The following is a 25,023-nucleotide window of genomic DNA, read 5'->3' on the forward strand; positions in this document are numbered from 1 at the left end:
ATCCGCCTACACACCTTCCTCCCCCATATAAACAGTCGTACACTCATTCTGCGGGTAAGGCATTCGCCATTAATCCGGGAGCTACGTAACTGGTGAACCTCCCAGCGGAATTCGGTCAGAAGGGTTACCAGATATTGTTCACCGCCGATGAGGCATCCGTCATGACAAAACCGTCCGACACCACAAGCCCAACCGTCACAGCCGATGAAAAGCCGGCCTATCAGAAGCAATCCGCACCCGCAGACATTGACCCGGTCACTCCGGAACCATCCACTGTTCATGACCTCGCGGTAACCCTGGATAAGGCATTCAAGGCCAACCTGGCACGAATGACGGCGGGTATCAGTCCCGCTGGACTGGCCAAGGTCTATTTCGATTGGCTTTCACACCTTGCGCTCTCTCCCGGTAAACAGTTGGAACTTGCCGACAAGAGCCTTCGCAAACTGACAAGGTTTGCCCGTTACGCAACCCAGTCCACGATCAATCACGAGACACCTCCCACCATTGAGCCACTGCCACAGGACCGGCGCTTTTCCAACAGCGCATGGCGGAGCTGGCCTTACAATCTCTACTATCAGTATTTTCTGCTCAACCAGCAGTGGTGGCACAATGCCACCACGGGAATCGATGGCATGTCATCCGGCAGCGAACGCGTGGTCTCGTTCATCACACGCCAAATGCTGGATCACTGGTCTCCCTCCAACATACCCTGGCTGAATCCCGAGATCAGCCAGGCGACCCTGGCCAGTGGTGGCACGAATCTCACCCGGGGCTGGCAGAACCTGGTGGAAGATCTGCAGCGAATCGCCACGGGCAGGCCGCCGGTTGGCGCCGAAGCCTACCGGCCCGGTGAAAATCTCGCCCTCACCCCCGGCAAGGTGGTCTACCGCAACCACTTGATCGAGCTGATTCAATACAGCCCGACAACGGAACAGGTGTATGCCGAGCCGGTGCTGATCATGCCAGCCTGGATCATGAAGTACTACATACTGGACCTGGAGCCGGAGAATTCGCTAACCAGGTACCTGGTCAACCAGGGCCATACAGTGTTCATGATCTCCTGGCGCAACCCGGATACGGAAGACCGCGACCTTGGCATGGAGGCATACCGAAAACTGGGCCCGATGGCTGCGCTGGACGCCATTTCGGCCATTGTGCCGGAACAAAAGATTCATGCAGTCGGCTACTGTCTCGGTGGCACCCTGATGTCCATTGCCGCCGCCGCCATGGCCCGGGATGGTGACCAACGCCTCGCCTCCCTGACCACCCTCGCCACCCAGGTCGACTTCTCCGAGGCGGGTGAACTGATGCTGTTCATCGGCGAGAGCGAGGTGGACTACCTGGAGAGCATGATGTGGAAACAGGGCTACCTGGATGGATACCAGATGGCCGGGGCCTTTCAGATCCTGCGCTCCAACGACCTGATCTGGTCGCACATGATCCATGCCTATCTGCTGGGGGAACGCCAGCCGATGAACAGCCTGATGGCCTGGAATGCGGATCTGACCCGCATGCCCTATCGCATGCACTCGGAATACCTGCGCCAGCTGTTCCTGGACAACGACCTGGCCAGCGGACGCTACCAGGTGGACGGCCATCCTGTGGTCATCAACGACATCCGGGCACCGATGTTTATCGTCAGTACCCTGAAGGATCACGTCGCGCCCTGGCAGTCGGTGTACAAGATCCACCTACTGGCCGATACCGACGAGGTCACCTTCCTGCTCACCAGCGGCGGTCACAACGCCGGTATCGTCAGCGAACCCGGCCATCCCCACAGACGCTACCAGATGCGTACCCACCGGGAGGGTGAGTGTTACATCAATCCCGACGTCTGGCAGCAGACCACCCCCGTTTCCGAGGGCTCCTGGTGGCCCGCCTGGCAGGCGTGGCTGGCCGGTTATTCATCGGACAAGGCGAACCCGCCCAGCATGGGAAACGCAGCGTACCCACCCCTGTGTGATGCACCCGGTGAATATGTGCAGATGAAGTAGATGAACGGTTGAAGTAAGGGGGGCTTCAAAACAGCCCTTCACTTCAACCTGGGCAGATACCCTGGTCCGGTTTTTTTGGGCTCTGCCCCAATTATGTGTTGGTGGTGTTTTTGCTTAGCTTGGCGATTCGGCCGGTAGGAGCGGCGCCTCGCCGCGAATTCGGCCCGGGGGCGGGCCTCCTACAGGCCAAACCCCTCTCCGGCGGCCATGCGTAGCGGCAGGAGTGGCTTCAGCCACCCCAGCAGACCCGGCCACTGAATTGGCTCGCTTCGCCGTATAACAGTAAAGGTGCGCCGGATCATCTGATTACAGGGTACGCAACGATATAATTACCCTGCTGAGAAAAGACAGCCCATCATACCCTTCGGGTTATGCAAAAAAGTAAAAATCAGCTCAATGACACATTTTCCAATCTGTTTCATTCAGGTCCGGAGCCTCCCGCCATGCGCGATACAGCATTAAACAAAATCTTTATCACACTCATCGTCGTAGCCCTGGCCGGCGGGGCTGGCTGGTATCTCTGGACGACCAACTACGCCTCCCGGTTACCGGAGAACGTAGCCTTCGGGAATGGTCGTATCGAGGCGACCGAGTACGACATCGCCACCAAGTATGCGGGCCGGGTCCTGACCGTATCGGTACAGGAGGGCGACATGGTGGAAGCAGGTCAGGTGCTGGCCACCATGGACACCGTGGACCTGCAGGCACAACTGCGTGAGGCAGAGGCGTTGCTGCGCGAGGCACGCGAATCACGCGAATACGCAGCGGCCATCGTGCTGCAGCGGGAGTCGGAACTGACCTTCGCCCAGGCGGAACTGAATCGTTCGTTGAAGCTGATTGATCAGGGACACGTTTCACAGGAGCGGGTGGACCAGCAACGCACAGCGCTGCGCTCTGCCCAGGCCGCACTGAAGGCGGCCAAGATCCAGGTGGTACAGGCTGAAGCCGGTATCGAGGCGGCCGAGGCGCGGGTTGAACGGCTGCAAGGCAATATTGCGGACAGCCAACTGGCAACCCCGATCAGCGGGCGGGTACTGTACCGACTCACCGAGCCGGGCGAGGTGCTGGCGGCCGGCGGCAAGGTGCTGTCGGTACTGGATCTGACCGATGTGTACATGACCATCTTCCTGCCCACCGCGGAAGTGGGCAACCTGATCGTCGGCTCGGAGGCGCGTATCATTCTGGACGCCATTCCCCAGTACACCATCCCGGCAACAATCTCTTTCGTGGCACCCCAGGCACAGTTCACCCCGAAGGCGGTGGAGACCCGTTCCGAACGGGAGAAACTGATGTTCCGGGTGAAAGTAAAAATCGATTCCAAACTACTCAAACAGCACGTGGAGAAGGTAAAGACCGGCGTGCCGGGGATCGCCTACGTGCTGTTGAAACCGGATGCGGAATGGCCCGCTGAACTGCAGGTCAGGCTGCCCTGACCATGTCCGTCGATTCTGCCACTGTTGTCAGCATTAGCGGGCTGACTCACCGTTACGGCGGCAACCCCGTGTTGAGCCATATTGACCTGAGTTTTCCCGCTGGTCAGATGGTGGGATTGATCGGCCCGGACGGCGTCGGCAAGTCAACCCTGCTGGCGCTGATCGCCGGTGCCCGAACGCTGCAGGAGGGCCGACTGGAGGTATTGGACGGCGAGATGGGCAATAGGCGCTTCCGGGCTTCCGCCTCGCCGCGCATCGCCTATATGCCCCAGGGCCTCGGTAAAAACCTCTATCCCACCCTGTCGGTATATGAAAATGTCGACTTCTTTGGCCGCCTGTTCGGACAGGATCGCCAGGAACGCCGACAGCGTATTCATGATCTGTTGCAAAGCACCGGCCTGGCACCGTTTGCCGACCGCCCGGCAGCCAAGCTCTCCGGTGGCATGAAGCAGAAACTGGGCCTCTGTTGCGCGCTGATCCATGATCCCGAACTACTGATCCTGGATGAACCGACCACCGGTGTCGACCCGCTCTCCCGGCGCCAGTTCTGGGAGCTGATTGAACGTATCCGCAGCCGCCAGAGCAGCATGAGCGTGCTGGTCGCCACGGCGTATATGGAAGAGGCGGAAAACTTTGACTGGCTGGTGGCCATGGATGACGGCCAGGTACTCGGCAGTGGCACGCCCTCCGAACTGAAACAGGCGACCGGGCAAGAGACCCTTAACGAGGTATTTATCGCCCTGCTGCCCGAACAGAAAAGGCAACAGCATCAGCGGCTGGTGGTTCCACCACGGCAACCGGTTAAAGGCGAACCCGCAATCAGCGCCAGCGGACTGACCAAGCGCTTTGGCGATTTCACCGCGGTGGATCATGTCAGCCTGGAGATCGAGCGCGGAGAGATTTTCGGCTTTCTCGGCTCCAACGGCTGCGGCAAGACCACCACTATGAAGATGCTGACCGGTCTGTTGCCCCCCACCGAAGGCGAGGGAAAGCTGTTCGGTCGCCAGGTGGATGCGCGCGACATGGCGACCCGGAACCGGGTCGGCTATATGTCCCAGGCGTTTTCACTTTACAGCGAACTGACGGTGCAGCAGAACCTGGAGCTGCATGCACGGCTGTTTCATCTGCCCGAAGGCGGAATCAAGTCCCGTATTGATGAACTGACCCAACGCTTCAAGCTGGAGAACTACCGCCACAATCTGCCGGGAGACCTGCCGCTGGGAATCCGCCAGCGCCTGTCACTGGCGGTCGCCGTGGTGCATCGTCCGGAGATGCTGATCCTGGATGAACCCACTTCCGGGGTCGACCCGGTAGCGCGGGACGGCTTCTGGCAATTGCTGGTCCAATTATCACGGGAGGAGGCGGTCACCATCTTCATCTCCACCCATTTCATGGATGAAGCGACCCGCTGCGACCGCATCTCCCTGATGCATGCAGGCCGGGTGCTGGCCAGCGACACACCCGCAGGACTGTGTCGGGCGCGAGGAGTCGATTCGCTGGAGCAGGCATTCATCGGCTACCTGGAAGAGGCAACCGCGTCGTCATCGGCCAACACCAGACAGGCACCGGTTAGTGCCACCAATACTGACAGGCGCCCTCTCCAGCCACCCAGCCGGTTCAGTCTGCAACGCCTGTTCGCCTATGCCCATCGCGAAACGCTGGAGTTACTGCGCGATCCAATCCGCCTCACCTTCGCCCTGCTGGGTTCGGTGATTCTGATGTTCATCCTCGGCTATGGCATCACGCTGGATGTGGAGGACTTGAGGTTTGCCTCGCTGGACCTGGATCAGACCCCGCAAAGCCGGGACTATATTGAGCATATTGCCGGTTCACGCTATTTCATCCGGCAACCGGATATAACCGACACCGCAGCCCTGGAACGGCGCATGGCCAATGGTGAATTGAGTCTCGCTATTGAAATACCGCCCGGATTCGGACGACAACTGAAGCGTAATCGAAATCCGGATATCGCCGTGTGGATCGACGGTGCCATGCCGTTTCGGGCCGAGACCATCTACGGTTATATTCAGGGCAGCCACCTGGCATACCTGACCGACCTGTCACTGCGCACCTATGGCATCACACCCAGCCTGCTGCCGGCGGATATCGAGTCCCGTTATCGCTACAACCAGGATTTCAAAAGTCTGGATGCCATGGTGCCCGCGGTTATTCCCCTGCTGCTGGTGTTCATCCCGGCCATCCTGATGGCCCTGGGCGTGGTACGCGAAAAAGAGCTGGGATCGATCACTAACCTGTATGTCACACCGGTCACCCGGCTTGAGTTTCTGATCGGCAAACAGCTTCCCTATATCCTGGTCAGCATGATCAGTTTCATCGGGCTGGTCGGTTTGGCGGTATTCGTACTGGGGGTTCCACTGAAAGGAAGTCTGGCGGCCCTTAGCCTGGCCGCGCTGCTGTATGTGACAGCCACCACCGGTCTCGGGCTGCTGATGTCCGCGTTTACCCAAACCCAGATCGCGGCATTGGCCGGCACCTCGGTGTTGACCCTGATGATTGCCATAAATTTCTGCGGTCTGATCCATCCGGTCAGCTCCATGGAAGGCGCCGGGGCGATCATCGGCCAGCTGTTCCCGACCACCTATTTTCTGGAAGCAAGTCGTGGTGCCTTCACCAAGGCGCTCGGTTTTTCCAGCCTGTCACAACATCTGCTGCCACTGGCCGCCTTTATTCCGGTACTGACCATCGCCAGCGTGCTCTCTCTGCGTAAACAGGACCGGTAAGATGGGATTCGGCGACAACATTTTTCAATTGGGCATCAAGGAGCTGCGCAGCCTGTGGCATGACAAGGTACTGTTGGTTTTTGTCCTGTTCGCCTTCAGCGGCATGATCTACAGCGTTTCATCCAGCACCTCCATGGAGCTCCACAACGCCCCAATCGCCGTGGTCGATGAAGACCAATCGCCCATCTCCAAACGCATCATCCAGGCCTTCTATGGCCCCTACTTCAAGGCACCGGATCTGATCTCACAACGGGATATGGACCGAAGCATGGACAGCGGACAATACACCTTTGTCATCTACATACCACATCGCTTCCAGCGCGACCTGCTGGCCGGCAAGCAACCCGGTATCCAGATCAATATTGATGCCACCCGTATGGGCCAGGCCTTTATCGGTGACAACTACATCCAGTACATCATCAGCGGCGAGATCAACGAAGCTATCAAGGGTTACCGCTCCGAGTACCAGTTGCCCATCACCCTGACCACCCATATCAAATTCAATCCAAACCTGACCAGCGCCTGGTTCGGCAGCGTGATGGAGTTAATGAATGTCATCACCATGATCTCGATCATCCTGACCGGTGCGGCGGTAATCCGGGAACGGGAACACGGCACCCTGGAGCATCTGCTGGTGATGCCGATCACACCGCTGCAGATCGTCAGCGCCAAGATCTGGGCAAACGGCGTGGTGATACTCTTAGCCACCATCCTCTCCCTGCTGCTGGTGATCCAGGGTCTGCTCCAGGTACCGATACATGGCTCAATCGCACTGTTCCTGTTTGGCGTGACGGTCCACCTGTTCGCCACTACCTCACTGGGTATTTTTCTTGGCACACTGGCGCGGACCATGCCGCAGCTGGGGCTGCTGATGATCCTGATTCTGCTGCCGCTGGAGATGCTGTCGGGAGGAATCACACCGCGTGAAAGTATGCCCGTCCTGGTACAGGATATTATGCAGCTGGCACCCACCACCCACTTTGTGAGTTTTGCCCAGTCCATTCTTTATCGGGGTGCCGGTTGGGATGCGGTCTGGCCGCAGTTCCTCGCCCTGCTGGGTATGGGCGTGGTGTTTTTTCTGGTTGCCCTGGCACGTTTCCGGAAATCGGTCGCCCTCGGCTGATCCCATCCCTGATGTCGCCTTGAACCGGAGCAACAGAAAGCAGGGCTAACGGGTTTCCGGCAGAATCTTGCCCAGCAGCTTGATCAGGGTGGCGTGCTCACGTTCAGAGAGGTTGCCGGACAGACGCGCCTCATGAGCTTCCACCAGCGGCGTCAGTTCACTCAGCAACTCGCGCCCCGCATCGGTCAGGGCCAGCGCATTGGTGCGCCGATCGCCCTCGACTCGCTGGCGCACCACCAGTTTCTGTTTTTCCAGTTTGTCGATCACCGACACCACCGAGGAGCGATCCAGACGCACCGCCTTGGCCAGTTCGGTCTGTTTCAGCCCAGGATTGGCATCGATAATCACCAGCACCGCATATAGACTCGGGGTGATCTGCGCCTCCCCGACTGATTCGGCAAAATCCCTGAATACAGCAAGCTGGGTCAGACGCAAATGGTATCCCAGAAACCCCGGCAACAGGCTGTTGTTGATTTTCTTTAGGTCGGTTTTCTTTTTGCTTTTGGGCATGATCTTGTGAACAAGCGCTGATTTGAGATCGAACCATTGTAAACCAAATGATTGCCGTGAAAAGAAAAAGCCTCTATTCAACCGGCAAACCCGGCACCCCCGTTCATCAACGGCTTCTCTATCGGATTCAGAGCGCCAGCGCCTCCCGGGCGGGCAGATAGTCATATCCGAGGGCACTGGCCACCGCTTCATAGGTGACACGACCCTTGTGTAGATTGAGCCCCTCCAGCAGACAGGGATCATCCGCCAGGGCCCGGGGGAAGCCCTTGTCGGCCAACGCCAGGGCAAACGGCAGGGTTGCGTTATTCAGAGCAAAAGTGGAAGTGCGCGCCACGGCACCGGGCATGTTGGCCACGCAATAGTGCACTATATTGTCCACGATGTAGGTGGGATCGGCATGGGTGGTGGCATGGGAGGTTTCGAAACAGCCCCCCTGATCAATCGCCACATCCACCAGCACCGAGCCGGGGCGCATGCGACCCAGCATCTCTCGGGTCACCAGTTTGGGTGTCGCCGCCCCCGGCACCAGTACCGCACCGATCACCAGGTCGGCGTCCAGCACGTACTCCTCCAGCGCCTCCTTGGTGGAGTAGATGGTATTAAGCCGGCCGCCGAACTGCAGATCCAGTTCCGCCAACCGCTCCAGGGAGCGATCCAGTACCGTCACACGGGCCTCCAGCCCCATGGCCATACGGATGGCGTTGGTCCCCACCACCCCCCCACCGATCACCAGCACATTGGCAGGTGCTACGCCGGGCACACCGCCCAGCAGCAAACCCGCACCCCCGTGGGACTTCTCCAGGCACATGGCACCCGCCTGGATCGACATGCGCCCAGCCACCTCGGACATGGGCACCAGCAGCGGCAGCCCGCCGTGCCTGTCGGTCACCGTCTCATAAGCGATCGCGGTGACACCGGCATTCAGCAGCAGTTCGGTCTGGTTGGGATCGGGGGCCAGGTGCAGATAGGTAAACAGCAGTTGCCCCTCCCGCAGCAGGCGGCATTCGGTGGGCTGTGGCTCTTTCACCTTCACCACCATCTCGGCCTTTTCAAAAACCGCCCTGGCATCACCCACGATTTCCGCGCCAACCGCCCGATAGGCGTCATCGTCCATGCCGATGCCGATACCGGCCTCACTCTCTACCACGACCTGATGCCCGTGAAGGATCAGCTCACGCACACTTGCCGGAATCAGACCCACCCGGTACTCGTTATTTTTAATCTCTTTTGGTACTCCAATCAGCATACTCGTGTCTCCCGGCTGTCTGGTTCCACTAGAATTCGTGAATAAAAATCGCTTCTCTGCACAGTTAAAATCCGGCCTATTTTTCTACTGTCATTTTTCATTCTTCCTGACGCCACCAAGGCGACCCGGTGCTGAAGGACTCCACAAGACTATGATCCACTCCCACCGCTGCCGGATACCGGGTAATCCCGTAGCAATGTTAAATAGCATACAATAACTGATCAGCACGAACTCAGATCATACGGATTTCTGGAACAGTGCAACTTCAGACCCCCACAGATTAATTGAGCCACAAACCCGCCCATGGCCGATATGGGAAATTTACTCTGACAACTAGAAGGGAAACCTATGATTCGCATTACTCATCTACTGCTAGATGTCCTCAAGCCCCTGCATCCTAACGTGATCGAATTCAGCAAGGCGCTGGCGAGAATGGGCAATTACCAGATTCGATTGTCGGTTGTGGAGATGGATTCCAAAACCGAAACCCTGCAGATAGAGATTGAGGGCAGCAATATCGACTATGAGCAGATACAGGCCGCCATCAGTGAAATGGGCGCCTCGCTCCACAGCATCGATGCCGTCGTGGTGGAAAACGATCCGACAGAGCTTGATTGAGGCTGACCGGGGCTTCACAACAAGATGCTTTTGCAAAAACTGGAACTCTGGCTCCATCTGACAAAATCCCACGGCATCATCCGCCGCTATTTCGTGGTCAACGGCTTTGATGGTGCCCTCACCATGCTGGGACTAATCACCGGCTTTTATCTGAGTGACCAAGCGGCACTGGGCGTGGTCATCAGTGCTTGCCTGGGTGCTGCCATCGCCCTGGGCATCAGCGGATTCTCCAGTGCCTACCTGAGTGAGAGCGCAGAACGACGCAAAGCACTGGCGGAGCTGGAAAGCGCCATGGTTGATGATTTATCCAGCAGTGCTCATGCTTACGCGGCACGGGGAATTCCGCTGTTAATCGCCCTGGTTAATGGCAGCGCACCACTATTGATGTCGCTACTGATCATCACGCCCCTGGGCCTGGCCAAGAACGGCTTCGATCTGGTCATAAACCCCCTCTTGGCCGCCATCACCTGCGCATTTATCTGTATCTTTGGCCTGGGTGCATTCCTTGGCAATATCGGCGGAACCAACTGGCTGATAAGCGGGATAAAGACCACCACCATCGCATTGGGCACGGTTGCCCTGATTCTGTTGATAGAACAGTGACATGAACAGAATGAAGAGTGCTGAAGCCACTTGGTATCAGACATCTGCCGAGGCCGTGATCACACGACTGGAGAGTGACAGGCAGCAGGGACTAAACAATCAGGAGGTGGAACAGCGACAGGCACAGTATGGCAAGAACCGCCTGCGCAAAGGAAAACGTAAATCCCTGGCCTATCTGGTGTTACATCAGTTCAGCGATTTTATGATCCTGGTATTGATGGCCGCCGCGATCATCTCGGGAGTTATCGGTGACATTGAAGACACTATCGCTATTTTGTTCATCCTGCAGCTTAACGGATTGATCGGGGCTGTACAGGCGTATCGCGCCGAGCGGGCCCTAGAGGCCCTGAGGGCCATGGATACTCCTCAGGTATCGGTGCTGCGTGATGGGAAAAAACGCCTAATCCCGGCGGTGGAACTGGTGCCGGGTGATATCGTTTCACTGCAAGCAGGTAATTTGGTAGCGGCGGATATGCGCCTGCTGAAAGCGATCGGACTGGAGAGTGACGAATCCACTCTGACCGGTGAATCACAAACCGCCCACAAGTCTACCGAGACGATCGAAGCATCCGACTTGCCCCCGGGTGACCGAAACAACATGGTGTTCAGAGGCAGCCACATCACCCGGGGACGCGGCACAGGGATAGTGACGGCCATCGGCATGCAAACCGAGATCGGCCAAATCGCCAATCTGCTCAGCGTCCAGAAAGGCGTGCAGACACCGTTGCAGGTTCGTATGGCACGGTTCGGGCGCTTATTGGCTATCGCCATTCTGTTGATCTGTTCGTTGATTTTCATCACCGGCCTGTTGCAGGGACAGCCGCTGATATTGATGTTGCTGACTGCCATCAGTCTGGCGGTAGCAGCCATACCCGAAGCCCTGCCAGCTGTTATTACCATCTCCCTGGCGCTGGGCGCCCGGCGGCTGAGCCGGAACAACAGTCTGGTGCGCAACCTGCCAGCCGTTGAAACCCTCGGCTCAGTGACCTACATCTGCTCCGACAAGACCGGTACCCTGACGCAAAACCGCATGTCCGTAGAGACCTTCGTTATTGCCGGCCGGAGCTTTTCCCGTCTGGATCAGGCAGCGGACCTCCTCGCCGCACAACAGATGGGCAAGGCACTGGCGCTCTGTAACGATGTCTCCCGACGGGGCCGGGAGCTGCATGGCGAACCCACAGAACTGGCGCTGTACCAGGCTGCGGAGGCGGCCGGCTACCAGAAGCAGGTGCTGGAACAGCGGTCCCCACGGCAGGCGGAAATCCCGTTCGACAGTAAACGCAAGCTGATGATGACGCTGCACCCTGATGCAGAGGGGAGCATCGCCTATGTAAAGGGGGCACCTGAGGTGGTTCTGACCCGCTGTCTCGACCAGTGTGGAACGCACGGTCCTGAAGCGCTGGATAGCGGGCACTGGCTGCACCAGGCAGAGGCTTTGGCTAACCGGGGATACCGGGTCATCGCCGTGGCGCAGCATCGGTTCGCCGGTTCGGTGGAGCAACTCACGGATGCCGACCAAGCCCTGACTCTGCTGGGACTGGTCGCCCTGATTGATCCACCGCGCCCCGAAGCCGAAGGCGCCGTCAGCGATTGCCGGGGCGCCGGTATCACCCCGGTCATGATTACCGGTGACCACCCCGGCACGGCGAAGGCGATTGCCGTCAGACTGGGCATCGTGGATGAACAGGCCCCGGTATTGACCGGTCAGGAAATCGAGCAACTAACAGAATCCGAGTTTCAGCACCGGGTCAAGGCGGTCAGGGTCTATGCCCGAGTCTCTCCCACACAAAAAATTCGCATTGTGCAGGCTCTGCAGCAGCAGGGGGAGTTTGTTGCCATGACCGGCGACGGTGTTAACGATGCCCCGGCGCTGAAACAGGCCGGCATTGGCGTGGCGATGGGCAAAAAAGGCACCGATGTGGCACGGCAGGCCGCTGACATGGTACTGCTGGATGATAACTTCGCCACCATTGTCCAGGCGGTGCGCGAGGGGCGACGCATCTTTGACAACATCCGCAAATTCATCAAGTACACCATGACCTCCAACTCAGGCGAGATATGGACCCTGTTTCTCGCCCCCTTCCTGGGTCTGCCAGTTCCACTGTTGCCAATCCATATTCTCTGGATCAACCTGGTAACCGATGGCCTTCCAGGACTGGCCTTTACCTTGGAGAAGGAAGAGCCAGGGAGCATGCTGCGTCCGCCCAGACCACCACGGGAGAGCATTTTCTCCCACGGCATGTGGCAACATATCCTCTGGGTGGGGTTATTTATCGGTGCCATCTCCATTGCCTCCCAGGCCTGGGCCATCGGCCAGGACAACGTTTACTGGCAGACCATTGTGTTTACCGTCCTGACCTTCTCCCAGCTGTTTCACGCACTGGCGGTACGCAGCGAACATCGCTCAATTTTCAGTCTGGGCGTGTTTAGTAATACGGCCATGTTGGGTGCGGTAATACTGACCTTTGGTCTGCAGATGGCGGTGATCTATATCCCCGGACTTAATCCGCTGTTCAATACCCAACCACTGCCACTGTCCGACCTGTTCATCTGCATTGGCCTCTCCTCTCTGACCCTGTTTGTAGTGGAGTGTGAAAAACTGCTGGTACGCAGGAGGTTGATCTACAACAGACCACCAAACCAGGTTCCGGAAGCATGAACCACATCACATCGGGGCCCAATGGCATACAATAGCTGCTGAATTCCACAGGACACTCCATGAGTAGCATTCTGCAAGTCGACAATCTGGTAAAACATTTCAACGGGGTCCAGGCTGTGAACGGGGTCAGCTTCTCCATTGAGCGCGGCAGTTGCTTCGGCCTGCTGGGTCCCAATGGGGCTGGCAAGACCACCACGGTGGAGATGCTGGAGGGGATCATCACCCCGACCCGGGGGGATGTTCGTTACAAGGGCGAACCGACCGGTGTGGCGTTCCGACAGGAGGCCGGCATCATGTTTCAGGAGACCTCGCTGCAGGAGTTTATCCGGGTCGGTGAAACCCTGGAGCTGTTCAGCCGCTTTTACCCCCGTACCCGCCCGATAGATGAACTGATCGAGCGTTGTGCGTTGGGTGAGTTCCTGGACCGGGATGTGCGCCGCCTCTCCGGCGGCCAGCGCCAGCGACTGCTGCTCGCCATCGCGCTGATCAATGATCCACAGATTGTATTTCTGGATGAGCCCACCACCGGCCTTGATCCCCAGGCACGGCGCAACTTCTGGCAACTGGTGAATGATATCAAACAGGAGCAGAAGACCCTGGTGCTCACCACTCACTACATGGAGGAGGCCTACGAACTGTGCGATGAGATCGCCATCATGGACCACGGCAAGATCATCGCCCAGGGCTCACCCCGGGCGTTGCTGAAGAAGCATTTCGACCACTCGGTGATCTGCCTGCCGGCCAATGAGGTGCCGGAATCCCTCGACCAGGATGCACAGTTAAAACTGCACAGGATTAACGGACAGGTGGAGATCCTGAGTGAGGATATCAATGCCAGTATCCAGCAATTGATCGCCCAAAAGGTGCCGCTGACCCATCTGCAGATCCGCTCCCGCACCCTGGAAGATCTGTTTCTTGAACTGACCGGCCGCGAGCTGAGGAGCTGAGCGATGAGATTGCGCCGTTTTTTCGCCGTATTCACGGCCCGTAATCTGGAATTTGTGCGCGACCGCAGCGCCCTCTCCTGGAACATCGTGCTGCCGGTTCTGATCGTGTTCGGCTTTGCCTTCGCCTTCTCCACCGGTGGCCAGACGCTGTTCAAGGTGGGCCTGTTCGAGCAGCATAAACAGGCCCCCGGTGTGGAGCGCTTCCTGCAGCTCAAACACATCCAGTTCATCCCGGTCGACAGCATCGAATCCGCTGTCACCAAGGTCGAGCGCCATCAACTGGATATGCTGCTGGACAGCGCCAGCGGCAGCTACTGGATCAACGACCAGTCGGCCAACGGCTATCTGCTGGAACAGCTGCTGAAGGGGGACGAAACACAGTTTACCCGGCAGACTGTCAGCGGCGAGGCGATCCGCTATGTGGACTGGCTGATCCCCGGGGTACTGGGGATGAACATCATGTTCAGCTCGCTGTTCGGTGTCGGCTACGTGATTGTCCGCTATCGCAAAAACGGGGTACTGAAACGGCTCAAGGCAACCCCCCTTACCGCCTTGGAATTTCTTTCCGCCCAGGTGATGTCCCGGCTCTGGCTGATTGTCACCGTTACCAGTCTGGTCTACGCCGGCACCAACCTGCTGGTGGGCTTTCGCATGTACGGCTCCTATCTCAGCCTGCTGCTGGTGCTGGTGATCGGCACCTTCAGCATGATCTGCCTGAGCCTGATCATCGCCGCCCGCCTCTCCAACGAAGAGACCGCCAACGGCCTGCTGAATATGATCAGCTGGCCGATGATGATGCTCTCCGGGGTCTGGTTCTCCCTCGAGGGATCACCGGAGATTATTCAGCAGTCCGCGCAGATCTTCCCGTTGACCCACATGATCGAGGCCGCCCGCGCCATCATGATCGACGGCGCCGGATTGGTGGATATTTTCCCGCATCTGCTGATCATGCTGGCCATGAGCATAGTGTTCATGGCCATCGGGGCGCGCAGTTTCCGGTGGGAGTAAGCACAAACTTGGCAAGGCCCTACTCAGTCAAGGCGCAACCGGTGATTTTTTCTTATCGCCGCCGAGAAATCCCTGGAGACACCCGCCCTTTCCGCATACTCCGGCCAGCGGGAAACCACCTCCAGAACAGTGTCGATTATATGCCGGGCCTCCTTCATAAAGGTTGTGGCGGGAAGCAGAAGGTCATCCAGCACAAACTTGTCACGCTTGCCGTTCAGGGTCATCTGATGGCTACCGACCCAGGGAGAATCGGGTCGAAAGCTGTAAGCCAGATCAAACGCCGGGGCCAACTGCCAGTCCGCCCCCTGCCTGCGGATAAAGCCGATATTTTTCGGGTGATCATCCTGGTTGCGGGCAACGATATTAAATACCATGCGCCGGTACATCTCGAGGGCGGATTGTCGGTCCAGACGAAGGGCGCGCATCAGGCTAAATAGCTGTTCATAGCTGTAGTGACCCGGTTTTTTGTAGTCCGCGTGATCCATGGCGCAGAGCGACTGGTAGTGCACCTTCTCATTACCGATCCGATCGAACCGCCGGGTAATAAAGTGGGCCCGCCCGCCCTCTTCCAGCAGTTCGCTATGGGACATATTGATGCCCGCATCCCTGGCCATCAGATAGTAGGCATACTCCATGCGGCCATACCCTTGTGGGTCACCGAACGTCTGGTGTGTCTGATTACTGTCCACCACCCCATCAAACTTCAGGATGAACTGTTCAAAGCCTTCAGGACAATCCACCTGGCCGCTACGCAGTTCAGTGCGCTGCCGGTTAATGGCGACCACGGCCTTGGCCCGGGCGCCACCAGCGGAGGTGCCCACCTGAAACATCGACTCCAGTCCATTGGTTCGCTCATGTTGCGCTATCGACAACTGCATGGCGGCGCGCCCACTGATCACACTTTGCGCCATCTCAACCAGCGCATCGACCTGCAGTGGCGTCGCGCGGGTCAAGGTCCTGTCAAACTCCGGGTGATACTCCAAGGCACCCATTCCTCGCCGCCCGGTATAGAGGAGACGTTCCAGCGGGGAGAATGAATCTGCGTCCCGGCCCTGCTTAGCCAGCCAGGCATCGATTACCGCATTACCAAAATCATCGGGCAGGGTGTCGGCAAAGGCAGCCGGCAACCCTTTGTAGGTTGCGTAGGGAAGCTCGGTAAATTGATACTTTTGCCGGCCAAGTGGCAGCCGGATGGGTGAAATCTCTATCCCTTTGCGTATCCAGCCGGGAGCGTATTCAAAGGCGCTGAACCCGCTCTCTTCGTTGTAAGCCAGGGCTCCCACCAGATCACCCCAAAGCATTACCCTGGCAAGCTGGTGCGTCACCATCCCAGATCCTCCTCACCGGATGACTCTTTTTTCACAACCGTCAGCCCGGAGGCCCGCTGGCGCTGGCGCCCCCGCAATTCCAGCAATGCCATGGGGCTAAACGGCGTTTCCGGTATAAACCGATCTATCAGTTCCAGCTGCCCGAGAACCCGCAAGATACCAATCAGGGTTGCGAACTTTCCCTTTCCCTTGATCGTGGCCCGATAGGTCTTGGTGGTGATGCCCAGCTCTTCCGCGATGGATTCCTGAGTGATATCCGCCTCCAGTCGCATCTGCTCAATACGCCTGCCAACTTCAGCGGCGATGGCGTCATCGCTCATGATATAAATATCTTTAATAGGCATAATTTTACCTATAAATAGCCATTAATGACGATAATAAGTAATACTTTATCTATATTACTACATTAATCTGGCATAGAGCGTAAATTTTATTTAATAGGTATTTTTCTATCTATAAATACTGGTATTAATTATTAATAGATATTTTTTTACCTTTATAAATCCGCACAAGGCTTTTCTTACCAACGTCCCGGGCCTTTAGGTGAACCAGTCGACGGGATAATAGAAACACTGACGAAACAGGTGAGACAAACCCACTCTGATACTTCTGTCACACCCGCCTCAGCCTGGTCATGGACGAGACTTCGTTCTGCCATAGTAAGCTGTTATGATGACTACAGTTTGTCGAGCATAAGATCAGGTCCGTTAAAGAGACCCCGGCAAACAACAGCATACCAATTATAAAAAATACAATTTACGCAGGGAGGAGCGCATGTCCGCACAGAGGACGTCAAGGCGCATTATCGTCTATGGTTTTCTGTTGGTTATCACCGTTCTGGTAGCAATAACCGGTACTGGTCTTTATCGCATACAGAGCCTCTCATCAGGCCTCACCGAGATTGTCCAGGATCGCAATACACAAATCACAATGATGCACACCATGCGTCAGGTCGCCCGCGAACGCTCCATCAGCCTGCAGTCGGCGATGATCACCAATGACCCATTTACAGTCGATGAATATGCCATGGAGATGAGCACTGCGGCATCTCGGTATGTTGCAGCACGGCAGAAGTTGCTTGCCTATGACATCCCCGCCGTAGAACGGCAACTGCTGGATCGTCAACACGCCCAGACGGTAAAAACCGCCTCTTCGCAAAATCGCGTCATCCAGCACCTGCGTGACCAGGAGTACCAACTGGCAGACGATCTGCTGTTTCATACCACACTGCCCGGCCAGCGCAGAGCCATGGCTTTGATGGATGAGTTTATTCTCCTGAAACAGCAACAAAACCTCGACAACCTGAAGAGCACCAGCCGTGAGATTGAGCAAACCTATAGCCTGATGATCTTTCTCAGCACCTTTGGGGTACTATTCAGCATCACTATCGCCTCTCTGATTCACCGACGCATCAGCAACGAAATCGCACGTCGCCATGAGTCGGAGAACGAACTGCGCCATAGCGAACTTCGGGAACGCACCATCCGCGAGAATATGATGGATGGCCTCCTCACCCTGAATGACCGGGGAATAATTATCTCATGCAACAAGGCCTGCAACTTGATATTCGGCTACGACCACAACATCCTGGTTGGCAAGAGCGCCCACACACTCATGCCCCAGGTCATTGCCGAAGACAGCAATGGTTATCTTATTCGTGATCTGGATGTATGGAAAAAACGCAAGCTCGGCATGAGCCGCGAGGTGACGGGTAGTCGCAGCAACGGCTCGACTTTTCCTGCGGAGATCGATATCTCCAAAATCGAGCTGGACGGTGAATCGGCCTATATTGTGGTGGTGCGTGATATTACCGAAAAAAAGGAGGTCCAACAGAGACTGCAACAGTTTAACCAGGAGTTGGAAAAATGCGTAGCGGAGCGTACCCGCGAACTGGCCCGCACGAATGACAAACTGCTTCACGAGATTCACGAACGGGTCAAGGCACAGCAGGAGTTAACGCACCTGGCTACACATGACAATCTGACCGGCCTGCCCAACCGCTCCCTGTTCAATGAACATCTGGAAATTGCGATCCACAATGCACAACGACACGACCGTCAGTTAGCACTGCTATTTCTGGATCTGGACGGATTCAAGACAGTCAACGATAACTATGGCCACGAAGTTGGCGACCATTTGCTGCAAGCCATCAGCGCACGCATGAGGGAGTGTATACGAAAGGAGGATATCCTGGCCCGCATGGGCGGCGATGAGTTCACAATCCTGCTGGGCGACCTGGTACTGCCCGCAGATGCCTCACTGATTGCGCAAAAGTTGATAAGCGCCATCAATAAACCGGTCAATATCAATAGCCGCTTGTGTCAGGTTGGAGTCAGCATCGGCATAAGCCTGTTCCCGCAGTCGGCAAAGGATGCACGCACTCTACTGCGCCTTGCCGACGACGCCATGTATACCGCCAAGGCCGAAGGAAAGAACACCTTGAGCATCAGCATCACCAACACAGATCGAATGGAGACAGGGGTATACGGTGAACCAGTAGACCCTGAGTAAAAATCACTAAAACCAGATCACAACAAATCCATCACAACCTCTCAAAACGAGTCCTGCTAGAAAATAAACACGCCTCCGCTGCAGTTCAGGCAACCAACATGCCGCACAAAGCCCTGTTCATTCAGGATTTGGTATTCGCAGCAGCACCGGTGTCGCGAAGGGAATCTGGAGATCAAGCACCCGACCGGGGCATTCCGGCTCCGGCTAGCGGATTGAGATGCGCGTGCGGATCAACGACCTGCAGCGAAACCAGTTTTGTGCCCCCGGATACCCTTTGTATTCCCACTTCCCTGAAGCCGAACCTGGCATGAAAGGCCCGGGAGGCTGGATTGGGCGGTTCCAGATTGAACTCGCAGGCAACAACCGAAATATCGCTGGCAGCTGCGAACTCGAGCAACGCCCGGTATAGGCTGCTGCCCACCCCTTGACCGGCAAACTCGGCACCCACCACAACGCGGTCGATATAGATAAACTGCGGATAGCGGGACTGGAACCAGAGGTAATTATCGCTTTGGTAGACAGTTCCCTCCCGCAGCGTGAGGAGAAATCCGGCCACCTGTCCGCCGATCGTCGCCACCTGGTGAAAACAGGCCAGGCTGTGCAGGAACCGAAGCCCGTCCAGATCCATGGGACTGGTCTGTTGTACCACGGCATCGTTCAGATGAAGAATGGCGGAAAAATCATTTTCATTGGCGTTGCGCAGTAAAACCATGTTGGGAACCTATAATCAGCAAGGAAGGTTGCATATGGTGACTTCCCGGTGACTGATCGGGTTGTTCCTGCACTTATCAGCCGTGAAAATTTTTCCGTTCGGGTCATTATATGTCATACATCATGGGCAGCAGCCAGGAGAGCGCCAACCAGACAATCAAGGTCAACGGAATGCCGACACGGACGAAATCATTAAACTTGTATCCCCCGGCATTCATCACCAGCAGGTTGGTCTTGTAGGCCATGGGGGTGGCGTAGCTCATGTTGGCGCCGAACAGTACCGCCAGCACGAAGGGTTCCGCGGGCAGGCCCAGTTGCTGCGCGATACTGACGGCAATGGGCGTACCAATCACGGCGGCGGCATTATTGGAGACGATATTGGTCAGTACCGCCATGACCAGCATCAGACCACTGAGCATCACGGTGGGTGAACTGCCGGCACTCACGCTGACAAAGAGCTGCGCCAGGTAGTGTGCGCCACCCGTCTTGGACAGCGCCATTCCCAGGGCAAGGCTGGCCACCACGATCAGGATCACCTGGGTGCTAAGCGCCTGCGCCGCATCTCGCCAACTCAGGCAGCGGGTGATTATCATCAGCAGGACGCCACAGGTGGCACTGATGGCGATAGGCAGAATACCGAAAGCCGCCACCACCACGATTGCCGCCATGATCAGCAGTGCCAGGGGCGCCCGCTTTGTCGTGGGGAGGTCGCTGGTGGCGTCGAGCACCAGCAACTCACCACTGCGCTTCAACTCCGCGATCCGCTCACGGCTGCCCTGCACCAGCAGCACATCACCCACGTTCAGGCGAACACTCCCCACCTCCTCCCGCAGCGTGCGGACAGTGGCGCCCGCCCGGTGCAGCGCCAGTGTTACCAACTGGTAGTAATCGGAAAAACGCAGGCGTGACAAGGTTGTGCCATCCAGCGGCGAGCCCTGGGTGACCACAATCTCCGCCAACTGCTGATCCTCATCATGCAGCGGATGCTCCTCATCCACCCGCTTGTCATCGGTGTAAAGCTTTGCCCCCAGCACAGTCTCCATCTCCTTGAGATTGTCCGGTGTGTCCTTCACACTCAACAGGTCACCCGGTTTGATGACGACATCGGGCAAAGGGGTCAACACAACCCCGCCATTCCGGTGAATCTGTATGATCTTCAACGTCCGACCAACTTCTTCATTCGCCTCGGCCAGGGTTTTGCCGGCTGCGAAACTCTCCTCGTCCACATGCAGTTGTGCGGTGAAAACACGCGGCGAGGTATCCTCCATCAGCGCCTCGCGCCTGGGCAGCATACGTGGTGCGAGCAGCCATAAAAACAGGATGGCCAGACCACCGGCAATCGCTGCCGGAATAAAGAAATGAAACATGCTGAAGCGCGGCAGCCCCATATCGGATGCCACGGAGACCACCAGCAGATTGGTGGAGGTGCCGATGGTGGTGCTCATACCGCCGACCAGCGTGGCAAAACCCATGGGCATGAGAATGCTCGATGCCGGCTGGTTGTTGCGCAGGGAAACACTGACCAGGATGGGCAGCAGCAGTACGACTATGGGCACATTGTTCACAAAGGCGCTCAACAATGCACCCACCAGCAGAGTAATCAGCAACGACAGCATGGGACTGATCGACCACAACCGTGCAAGCTGACGCCCCACCGGTTCCAGTGCGCCGGTCCGCACCAGCGCCTGCCCGGCAATCATCAGGGCACAAACGGCTACCAGTGCTTCATGGCCAAATCCGGAGAAAAAATCGATGGCATGGAGCTGCTCTCCATCGGCCATGTAGGGAAAAAGCTCAAACCCGGCAGTCAGCAGCACCAGCACCGCCAGACTGGAGGTCTCCAGCGGAATCCGTTCGCGGGTAAACAGGGCCAGGGCGACCACTACCAGGAGAAGCACAGCGAGGCCGTGCGTATCGGGCAATGCGGGTAGTTCCATGGTTTTCGACTCCGATGATTATTTCCTAACCTGATTACCCACAATGCTCAGCCAGGTTCAAATACCGCTCATTCACGGCCAATATCTTCCCGATCGCACTGAATTTATCTCTTTATCTGGCTATGAGTTTAGGGTCGGACAAACTTCTTTCGCGCACGCGCCACCTTGTCCCTGATAACACAGGCCTCGACATGATCATTAATCAACCCCATGGCCTGCATAAAGGCGTATACGGTGGTCGGGCCGACAAACTTCCAGCCCATCTTTTTCAACGCCTTGGATAAAGCGACCGATTCATCCGACGTCGATGCGGTTTGCGGCTCCGCCAATTTATCGGCCTCGGGTTCATAACGCCAGAAAAAGGTTGCCAGGGATCCCTCCTGCTCTACCAGCTCCCGGGCACGTTTTGCGTTATTGATCACCGCCTCGATCTTACCGCGATGACGCACAATACCCGCGTCCTGCAGCAGGCGCTCCACATCCCGTTCGGTAAAGCGGGCGACCTTGTTGAAATCAAACTGCTGGAAGGCCTTGCGGAAATTCTCCCGCTTGGCCAGGATGGTGCGCCAGCTAAGCCCCGACTGAAAACCCTCCAGGCACAACTTTTCAAACAGGCGCCTATCCTCATCCACCGGATAGCCCCATTCGTGATCATGATAATCCAGGAACTCCGGTGCAGCGCCACACCACTGACAACGGGGTTTCTTATCCGCCGCGATAAAAGGTTCGCTCATCTCTAATCCCTCATGTGAAACCGGTTTTACCAACAGGATACCCAGGCATCAATCCACCTGAATCATGGACTAAAAATATTAGCGAAAAAATCGCTTTTGTCATTATTTAACTTCACCCTGTGCCGACTTAGGCCTTCGGCCAAAGAATCATCTGGGTACAGCGGAACAACGCGATCTTCCGGCCAGTCGACTCATCCGATACAACGGCATCCCATACCTGGGTATTTTTTCCCAGATGCTGGGAAGTTGCGTGACAAACAATGCTTCCCTCCTTGACCGTACCAAGGTAATTACTCTTCAACTCTATAGTAGTGAAGGATTCCGCCCCATCCGGCAAGTGCGCGATGGTGGCATAGCCACAGGTGGTGTCGGCAAGCGCCACCACACTTGCCGCGTGCAAGAAATTGTTGGGCGCAAAGTGCAGCTTTTGCACCGGCATACGACTGTGGAGGTTGTTGGCCGTCAGTTTCACCATCTGGATACCGAGGTACCCGGGCAAATACTCCGTTCCACGCTGGTTCAGTAGCTCAATCGAAACATCTTCTCGCAGTTTGCTCATGCTGGTATCCGTGTATCAGGTTTGTCGATAATGCAACCTTCATTGTGAAGGAGCACTGCCATGCAGGGAAATTCAACTATACAGGGTGTGTACTATTCGTGGGTAACTCAGGAACCTCACGCTTTCAGAGCTGGCGATCCATTTTGATGGACGGCTAGATGATCACATTGTGTTGTGAGGGTCGGATGACACAGAGTGTTGAACACCCTCATCATCCTTGATCGTTAGCGAAGTATAGAGCAGCCGTATAGCTGAACCTACATGTACGAGATTGAGTTTTTCATCTGACCCCAAACTTCAGACCCCAAACTTCCCAAACTTCGTAGATCAAAATGGCTATGAGGTTGCTTTTCATGGCTAACGCCGCCAGCACGCGCGGCTTTGCAGTGAAGGCGAAGCCGCAACGAAAAAGCCGTCGCCGTGCCTGGCCTTGTTAAGTGCCAACTTGCTTGACCCAGTCTCTTATGAATATCCCCAAACGCTCGATATCACCCTTCTCTAGCACTCCGCTATGCATAATGACATTTCTAGAGCGTTCTACAGCGTCAAATACGTTTGCAGCCCAATCAATCGACTGAATATGTGCCTCAAAATCATCCCAATTATTTCGCATAATATTTATGAGGTCGGCCATAGTTGTGTAATTTATTGGGGCGCTCCCTCGTTGCGTGTGCCACTTTACCTTCAACTCGTCATCTCTTCTCTTTTCAGCCCTTTCACGTATTTTTTGAGATACCGAGTCTTCCCACCAGTTTTCGCCTTTTGACTCTAAAAGCACTCCAGATATCAACTCGCGCACAGCGTTCTCAAAAGCTGCCACTGCTGTATAGACCATAGCCATTTGGCGTGCTTCATTTACTAAATCATCAGGCAATGATGATATTGAAAGAGTGTTGGCTATTTCTTCGTCAGACAGCAAAAGGCTGCTGCGATTTTTTCTGCCGGCTCTATCTAGAGCCTCTTCAGTTAATAATCCCTTGAAGACAAAGTCATATACTTCTGCAGGAGCGCCCTTCATAGAATATGCTCCTTAAGGCTTCTAAATAGAGCGTCGTAAACAGCGGGGTCTCTAGATTCTGGGAGAACGATCTGGATGTTGTAGACTAAACCGCCAATTTTTGATCCTACCTCTGATGGAATCTCAACTGTCTTCCTCGGCTCCGCTGGTGGGGGGTGGGGCGCGTCTTTGTGCTCATCCTTTGGTTTGCTGGGCGCAGGAGTATGGCTTGTAAAATCAGCATTTTTAACCAATGCGCTAAATGTCATATAGTGACTATCCAGTACCCTATCTGAAAGCTTACCTTCGGAAAGAGTTTTCAGCTTCCCTATGAAATCAGCCTTGGCTAGTTGGTGCGCATTTATATTAACCGCAAAAAGATCAGACCAAGCCTCCCTCACGCCTTGAGCCAGCACGGTGCCAGAGTGAGATTGATCAAGGAATTCATAGTAACGTTTTTTGGGGGTTCCGTTTTCCTCTAAGAAGCCCAAATCTTTTAGAACTCCAATGATTAGACGGTCCCCTTTTGATTTGAACCCCAATTGTTCCAAAAAACGAACTGTGAATTGATCAGGAGCCTGGGCAGACTGTATGGCCTCTAATATTTCCGGGAGCCGTTTTGTTGATGTGAGATATGATTTTGGAAGGCTCAACTTTCTCTCCTTTATATAAATTTAGCTTTCCGCTGGCAGCACTTAACGCTTTGCACAGCCGGAAGCCGCCGCGCAGCGGTGTCGTATCGGCTGGTGCAACTGGTTACGCTGCTTTACTATCATCAAGCTCCCAGCCTGGAAATACCAACACGGCAGGATGGCAGCGTAGCGCTTTCGCTAATACCTTCGCCCTTTCAACACCCAAGCTCACTCGATTATTCTCAATCGCTGACAGAGTAGATTGTGGAATACCGGTCAATACGGCTAATTGATTCTGGCTTAGCTCCTGTAGTTCACGGATAATGCGAACAGAATCACCAACCGATACATCCGTAGTCTTCTTGGCTTTTTGGTACTCTTTCATATCATTTCCTCCGATAGTCGTGAGGAGTTACTTCTACAACTTTTACGAGAACATTGTCGCGTTCAATTGTATAAATTACTCGGTATTGTTGATTTAGTCGCGACGAGCGAAATCCCTTCCAATCCCCCTTCAAGGCCTCATCATTAAAGCCGCGGATGAGCTTTAAGCCGTCAGGTCCAGATAGTCGTACTATATCTTTCCATTTTTCGTAACGTTGCAAGATTTCCTTTGGAATCTTACTCAGCTGCCTCGGGACCTTCCGGTGTTCGTAGATTTGCCACATACCATATATAGTATATATACTGTTTTTAGTATGTCAACAAGGATTTTAATGCGTAACGCTGCCA

Annotated in this window: 22 protein-coding genes; 10 read left to right on the top strand and 12 right to left on the bottom strand. The window is 55.8% G+C overall.

Going from position 1 to position 25,023, the window contains the following annotated elements; all coding sequences use genetic code 11:
* The first annotated feature begins 92 nt into the window (after nucleotides 1-92).
* The 4 genes from A3GO_RS0111525 (at nucleotide 93) to A3GO_RS0111540 (ending at nucleotide 7,291) form a co-directional block, all read left to right on the top strand.
* On the top strand, nucleotides 93-1,994 hold the full coding sequence (locus A3GO_RS0111525) for a PHA/PHB synthase family protein (protein ID WP_335340037.1): 1,902 nt from the start codon (nucleotides 93-95) through the stop codon (nucleotides 1,992-1,994).
* A 443-nt stretch (nucleotides 1,995-2,437) separates the two neighbouring features.
* Nucleotides 2,438-3,427 carry an HlyD family secretion protein gene (locus tag A3GO_RS0111530; protein ID WP_037375252.1) on the top strand — a complete coding sequence of 330 codons (990 nt, stop codon included), beginning with the start codon at nucleotides 2,438-2,440 and terminating at the stop codon, nucleotides 3,425-3,427.
* Between the two features lie 2 nt (nucleotides 3,428-3,429).
* The gene (gene rbbA, locus A3GO_RS0111535) at nucleotides 3,430-6,168 is read left to right on the top strand and encodes a ribosome-associated ATPase/putative transporter RbbA (protein ID WP_037375229.1); all 2,739 of its coding nucleotides are present in this window, start codon (nucleotides 3,430-3,432) and stop codon (nucleotides 6,166-6,168) included.
* A gap of 1 nt (nucleotide 6,169) precedes the next feature.
* Nucleotides 6,170-7,291, top strand: a complete 1,122-nt coding sequence (locus A3GO_RS0111540) for an ABC transporter permease (RefSeq protein ID WP_029133532.1) — start codon at nucleotides 6,170-6,172, stop codon at nucleotides 7,289-7,291.
* Nucleotides 7,292-7,336: 45 nt separating this feature from the next.
* On the opposite strand, the gene A3GO_RS0111545 is transcribed toward A3GO_RS0111540, so the two are convergent.
* Nucleotides 7,337-7,801 (bottom strand): MarR family winged helix-turn-helix transcriptional regulator, encoded by a 465-nt coding sequence (locus tag A3GO_RS0111545; RefSeq protein WP_037375230.1) that lies wholly within the window; start codon nucleotides 7,799-7,801, stop codon nucleotides 7,337-7,339.
* Between the two features lie 127 nt (nucleotides 7,802-7,928).
* Complete coding sequence (gene ald, locus A3GO_RS0111550) at nucleotides 7,929-9,047, bottom strand: alanine dehydrogenase (protein ID WP_029133534.1); 1,119 nt, start codon at nucleotides 9,045-9,047, stop codon at nucleotides 7,929-7,931.
* Between the two features lie 348 nt (nucleotides 9,048-9,395).
* Between ald and A3GO_RS0111555 the strand changes: the two genes are divergently transcribed.
* The 5 genes from A3GO_RS0111555 to A3GO_RS0111575 are packed head-to-tail and all read left to right on the top strand — an operon-like array spanning nucleotide 9,396 to nucleotide 14,882.
* Entirely contained in the window at nucleotides 9,396-9,665 is a 270-nt protein-coding gene (locus A3GO_RS0111555) for a DUF211 domain-containing protein (protein ID WP_029133535.1), read from the top strand.
* Nucleotides 9,666-9,689: 24 nt separating this feature from the next.
* Complete coding sequence (locus A3GO_RS0111560) at nucleotides 9,690-10,268, top strand: VIT1/CCC1 transporter family protein (protein ID WP_029133536.1); 579 nt, start codon at nucleotides 9,690-9,692, stop codon at nucleotides 10,266-10,268.
* Nucleotide 10,269: 1 nt separating this feature from the next.
* The gene (locus tag A3GO_RS0111565) at nucleotides 10,270-12,927 is read left to right on the top strand and encodes a calcium-translocating P-type ATPase, PMCA-type (protein ID WP_029133537.1); all 2,658 of its coding nucleotides are present in this window, start codon (nucleotides 10,270-10,272) and stop codon (nucleotides 12,925-12,927) included.
* Nucleotides 12,928-12,986: 59 nt separating this feature from the next.
* On the top strand, nucleotides 12,987-13,874 hold the full coding sequence (locus tag A3GO_RS0111570; protein ID WP_029133538.1) for an ABC transporter ATP-binding protein: 888 nt from the start codon (nucleotides 12,987-12,989) through the stop codon (nucleotides 13,872-13,874).
* 3 nt (nucleotides 13,875-13,877) lie between these two features.
* Nucleotides 13,878-14,882 carry an ABC transporter permease gene (locus A3GO_RS0111575; protein WP_029133539.1) on the top strand — a complete coding sequence of 335 codons (1,005 nt, stop codon included), beginning with the start codon at nucleotides 13,878-13,880 and terminating at the stop codon, nucleotides 14,880-14,882.
* A 23-nt stretch (nucleotides 14,883-14,905) separates the two neighbouring features.
* On the opposite strand, the gene A3GO_RS0111580 is transcribed toward A3GO_RS0111575, so the two are convergent.
* Nucleotides 14,906-16,210 carry a type II toxin-antitoxin system HipA family toxin gene (locus tag A3GO_RS0111580; protein WP_029133540.1) on the bottom strand — a complete coding sequence of 435 codons (1,305 nt, stop codon included), beginning with the start codon at nucleotides 16,208-16,210 and terminating at the stop codon, nucleotides 14,906-14,908.
* Nucleotides 16,204-16,554 (bottom strand): helix-turn-helix domain-containing protein, encoded by a 351-nt coding sequence (locus tag A3GO_RS0111585; RefSeq protein WP_029133541.1) that lies wholly within the window; start codon nucleotides 16,552-16,554, stop codon nucleotides 16,204-16,206. The genes A3GO_RS0111580 and A3GO_RS0111585 overlap by 7 nt, the downstream gene beginning before the upstream one ends.
* Nucleotides 16,555-16,984: 430 nt before the next feature.
* Here A3GO_RS0111585 and A3GO_RS0111590 point away from each other — a divergent pair, with 430 nt between their 5' ends.
* Nucleotides 16,985-18,721 carry a diguanylate cyclase domain-containing protein gene (locus A3GO_RS0111590; RefSeq protein WP_029133542.1) on the top strand — a complete coding sequence of 579 codons (1,737 nt, stop codon included), beginning with the start codon at nucleotides 16,985-16,987 and terminating at the stop codon, nucleotides 18,719-18,721.
* 172 nt (nucleotides 18,722-18,893) lie between these two features.
* Here A3GO_RS0111590 and A3GO_RS0111595 read toward each other — a convergent pair whose 3' ends face one another.
* The 8 genes from A3GO_RS0111595 to A3GO_RS23680 all read right to left on the bottom strand — a co-directional run bounded on the left by A3GO_RS0111595 (nucleotide 18,894) and on the right by A3GO_RS23680 (nucleotide 24,959).
* Nucleotides 18,894-19,433 (bottom strand): GNAT family N-acetyltransferase, encoded by a 540-nt coding sequence (locus tag A3GO_RS0111595; RefSeq protein ID WP_029133543.1) that lies wholly within the window; start codon nucleotides 19,431-19,433, stop codon nucleotides 18,894-18,896.
* Between the two features lie 106 nt (nucleotides 19,434-19,539).
* Nucleotides 19,540-21,369 carry an SLC13 family permease gene (locus tag A3GO_RS0111600; RefSeq protein WP_029133544.1) on the bottom strand — a complete coding sequence of 610 codons (1,830 nt, stop codon included), beginning with the start codon at nucleotides 21,367-21,369 and terminating at the stop codon, nucleotides 19,540-19,542.
* Nucleotides 21,370-21,497: 128 nt separating this feature from the next.
* Nucleotides 21,498-22,103, bottom strand: a complete 606-nt coding sequence (locus A3GO_RS0111605) for a DNA-3-methyladenine glycosylase I (protein ID WP_029133545.1) — start codon at nucleotides 22,101-22,103, stop codon at nucleotides 21,498-21,500.
* Between the two features lie 127 nt (nucleotides 22,104-22,230).
* Nucleotides 22,231-22,662 (bottom strand): PaaI family thioesterase, encoded by a 432-nt coding sequence (locus A3GO_RS0111610; protein WP_029133546.1) that lies wholly within the window; start codon nucleotides 22,660-22,662, stop codon nucleotides 22,231-22,233.
* Nucleotides 22,663-23,095: 433 nt separating this feature from the next.
* Nucleotides 23,096-23,680 (bottom strand): Swt1 family HEPN domain-containing protein, encoded by a 585-nt coding sequence (locus A3GO_RS0111615; RefSeq protein ID WP_029133547.1) that lies wholly within the window; start codon nucleotides 23,678-23,680, stop codon nucleotides 23,096-23,098.
* On the bottom strand, nucleotides 23,677-24,312 hold the full coding sequence (locus tag A3GO_RS0111620; RefSeq protein ID WP_029133548.1) for a DUF5343 domain-containing protein: 636 nt from the start codon (nucleotides 24,310-24,312) through the stop codon (nucleotides 23,677-23,679). The genes A3GO_RS0111615 and A3GO_RS0111620 overlap by 4 nt, the downstream gene beginning before the upstream one ends.
* Before the next feature lie 103 nt (nucleotides 24,313-24,415).
* The gene (locus tag A3GO_RS0111625; RefSeq protein ID WP_029131930.1) at nucleotides 24,416-24,676 is read right to left on the bottom strand and encodes a helix-turn-helix domain-containing protein; all 261 of its coding nucleotides are present in this window, start codon (nucleotides 24,674-24,676) and stop codon (nucleotides 24,416-24,418) included.
* A 1-nt stretch (nucleotide 24,677) separates the two neighbouring features.
* Nucleotides 24,678-24,959, bottom strand: coding sequence for a type II toxin-antitoxin system RelE/ParE family toxin (locus tag A3GO_RS23680; protein ID WP_037374394.1), 282 nt, complete (start codon nucleotides 24,957-24,959; stop codon nucleotides 24,678-24,680).
* Nucleotides 24,960-25,023: the final 64 nt, after the last annotated feature.

The sequence above is a fragment of the Sedimenticola selenatireducens DSM 17993 genome (genome assembly GCF_000428045.1).
In the GTDB taxonomy this organism is placed as follows: domain Bacteria; phylum Pseudomonadota; class Gammaproteobacteria; order Chromatiales; family Chromatiaceae; genus Sedimenticola; species Sedimenticola selenatireducens.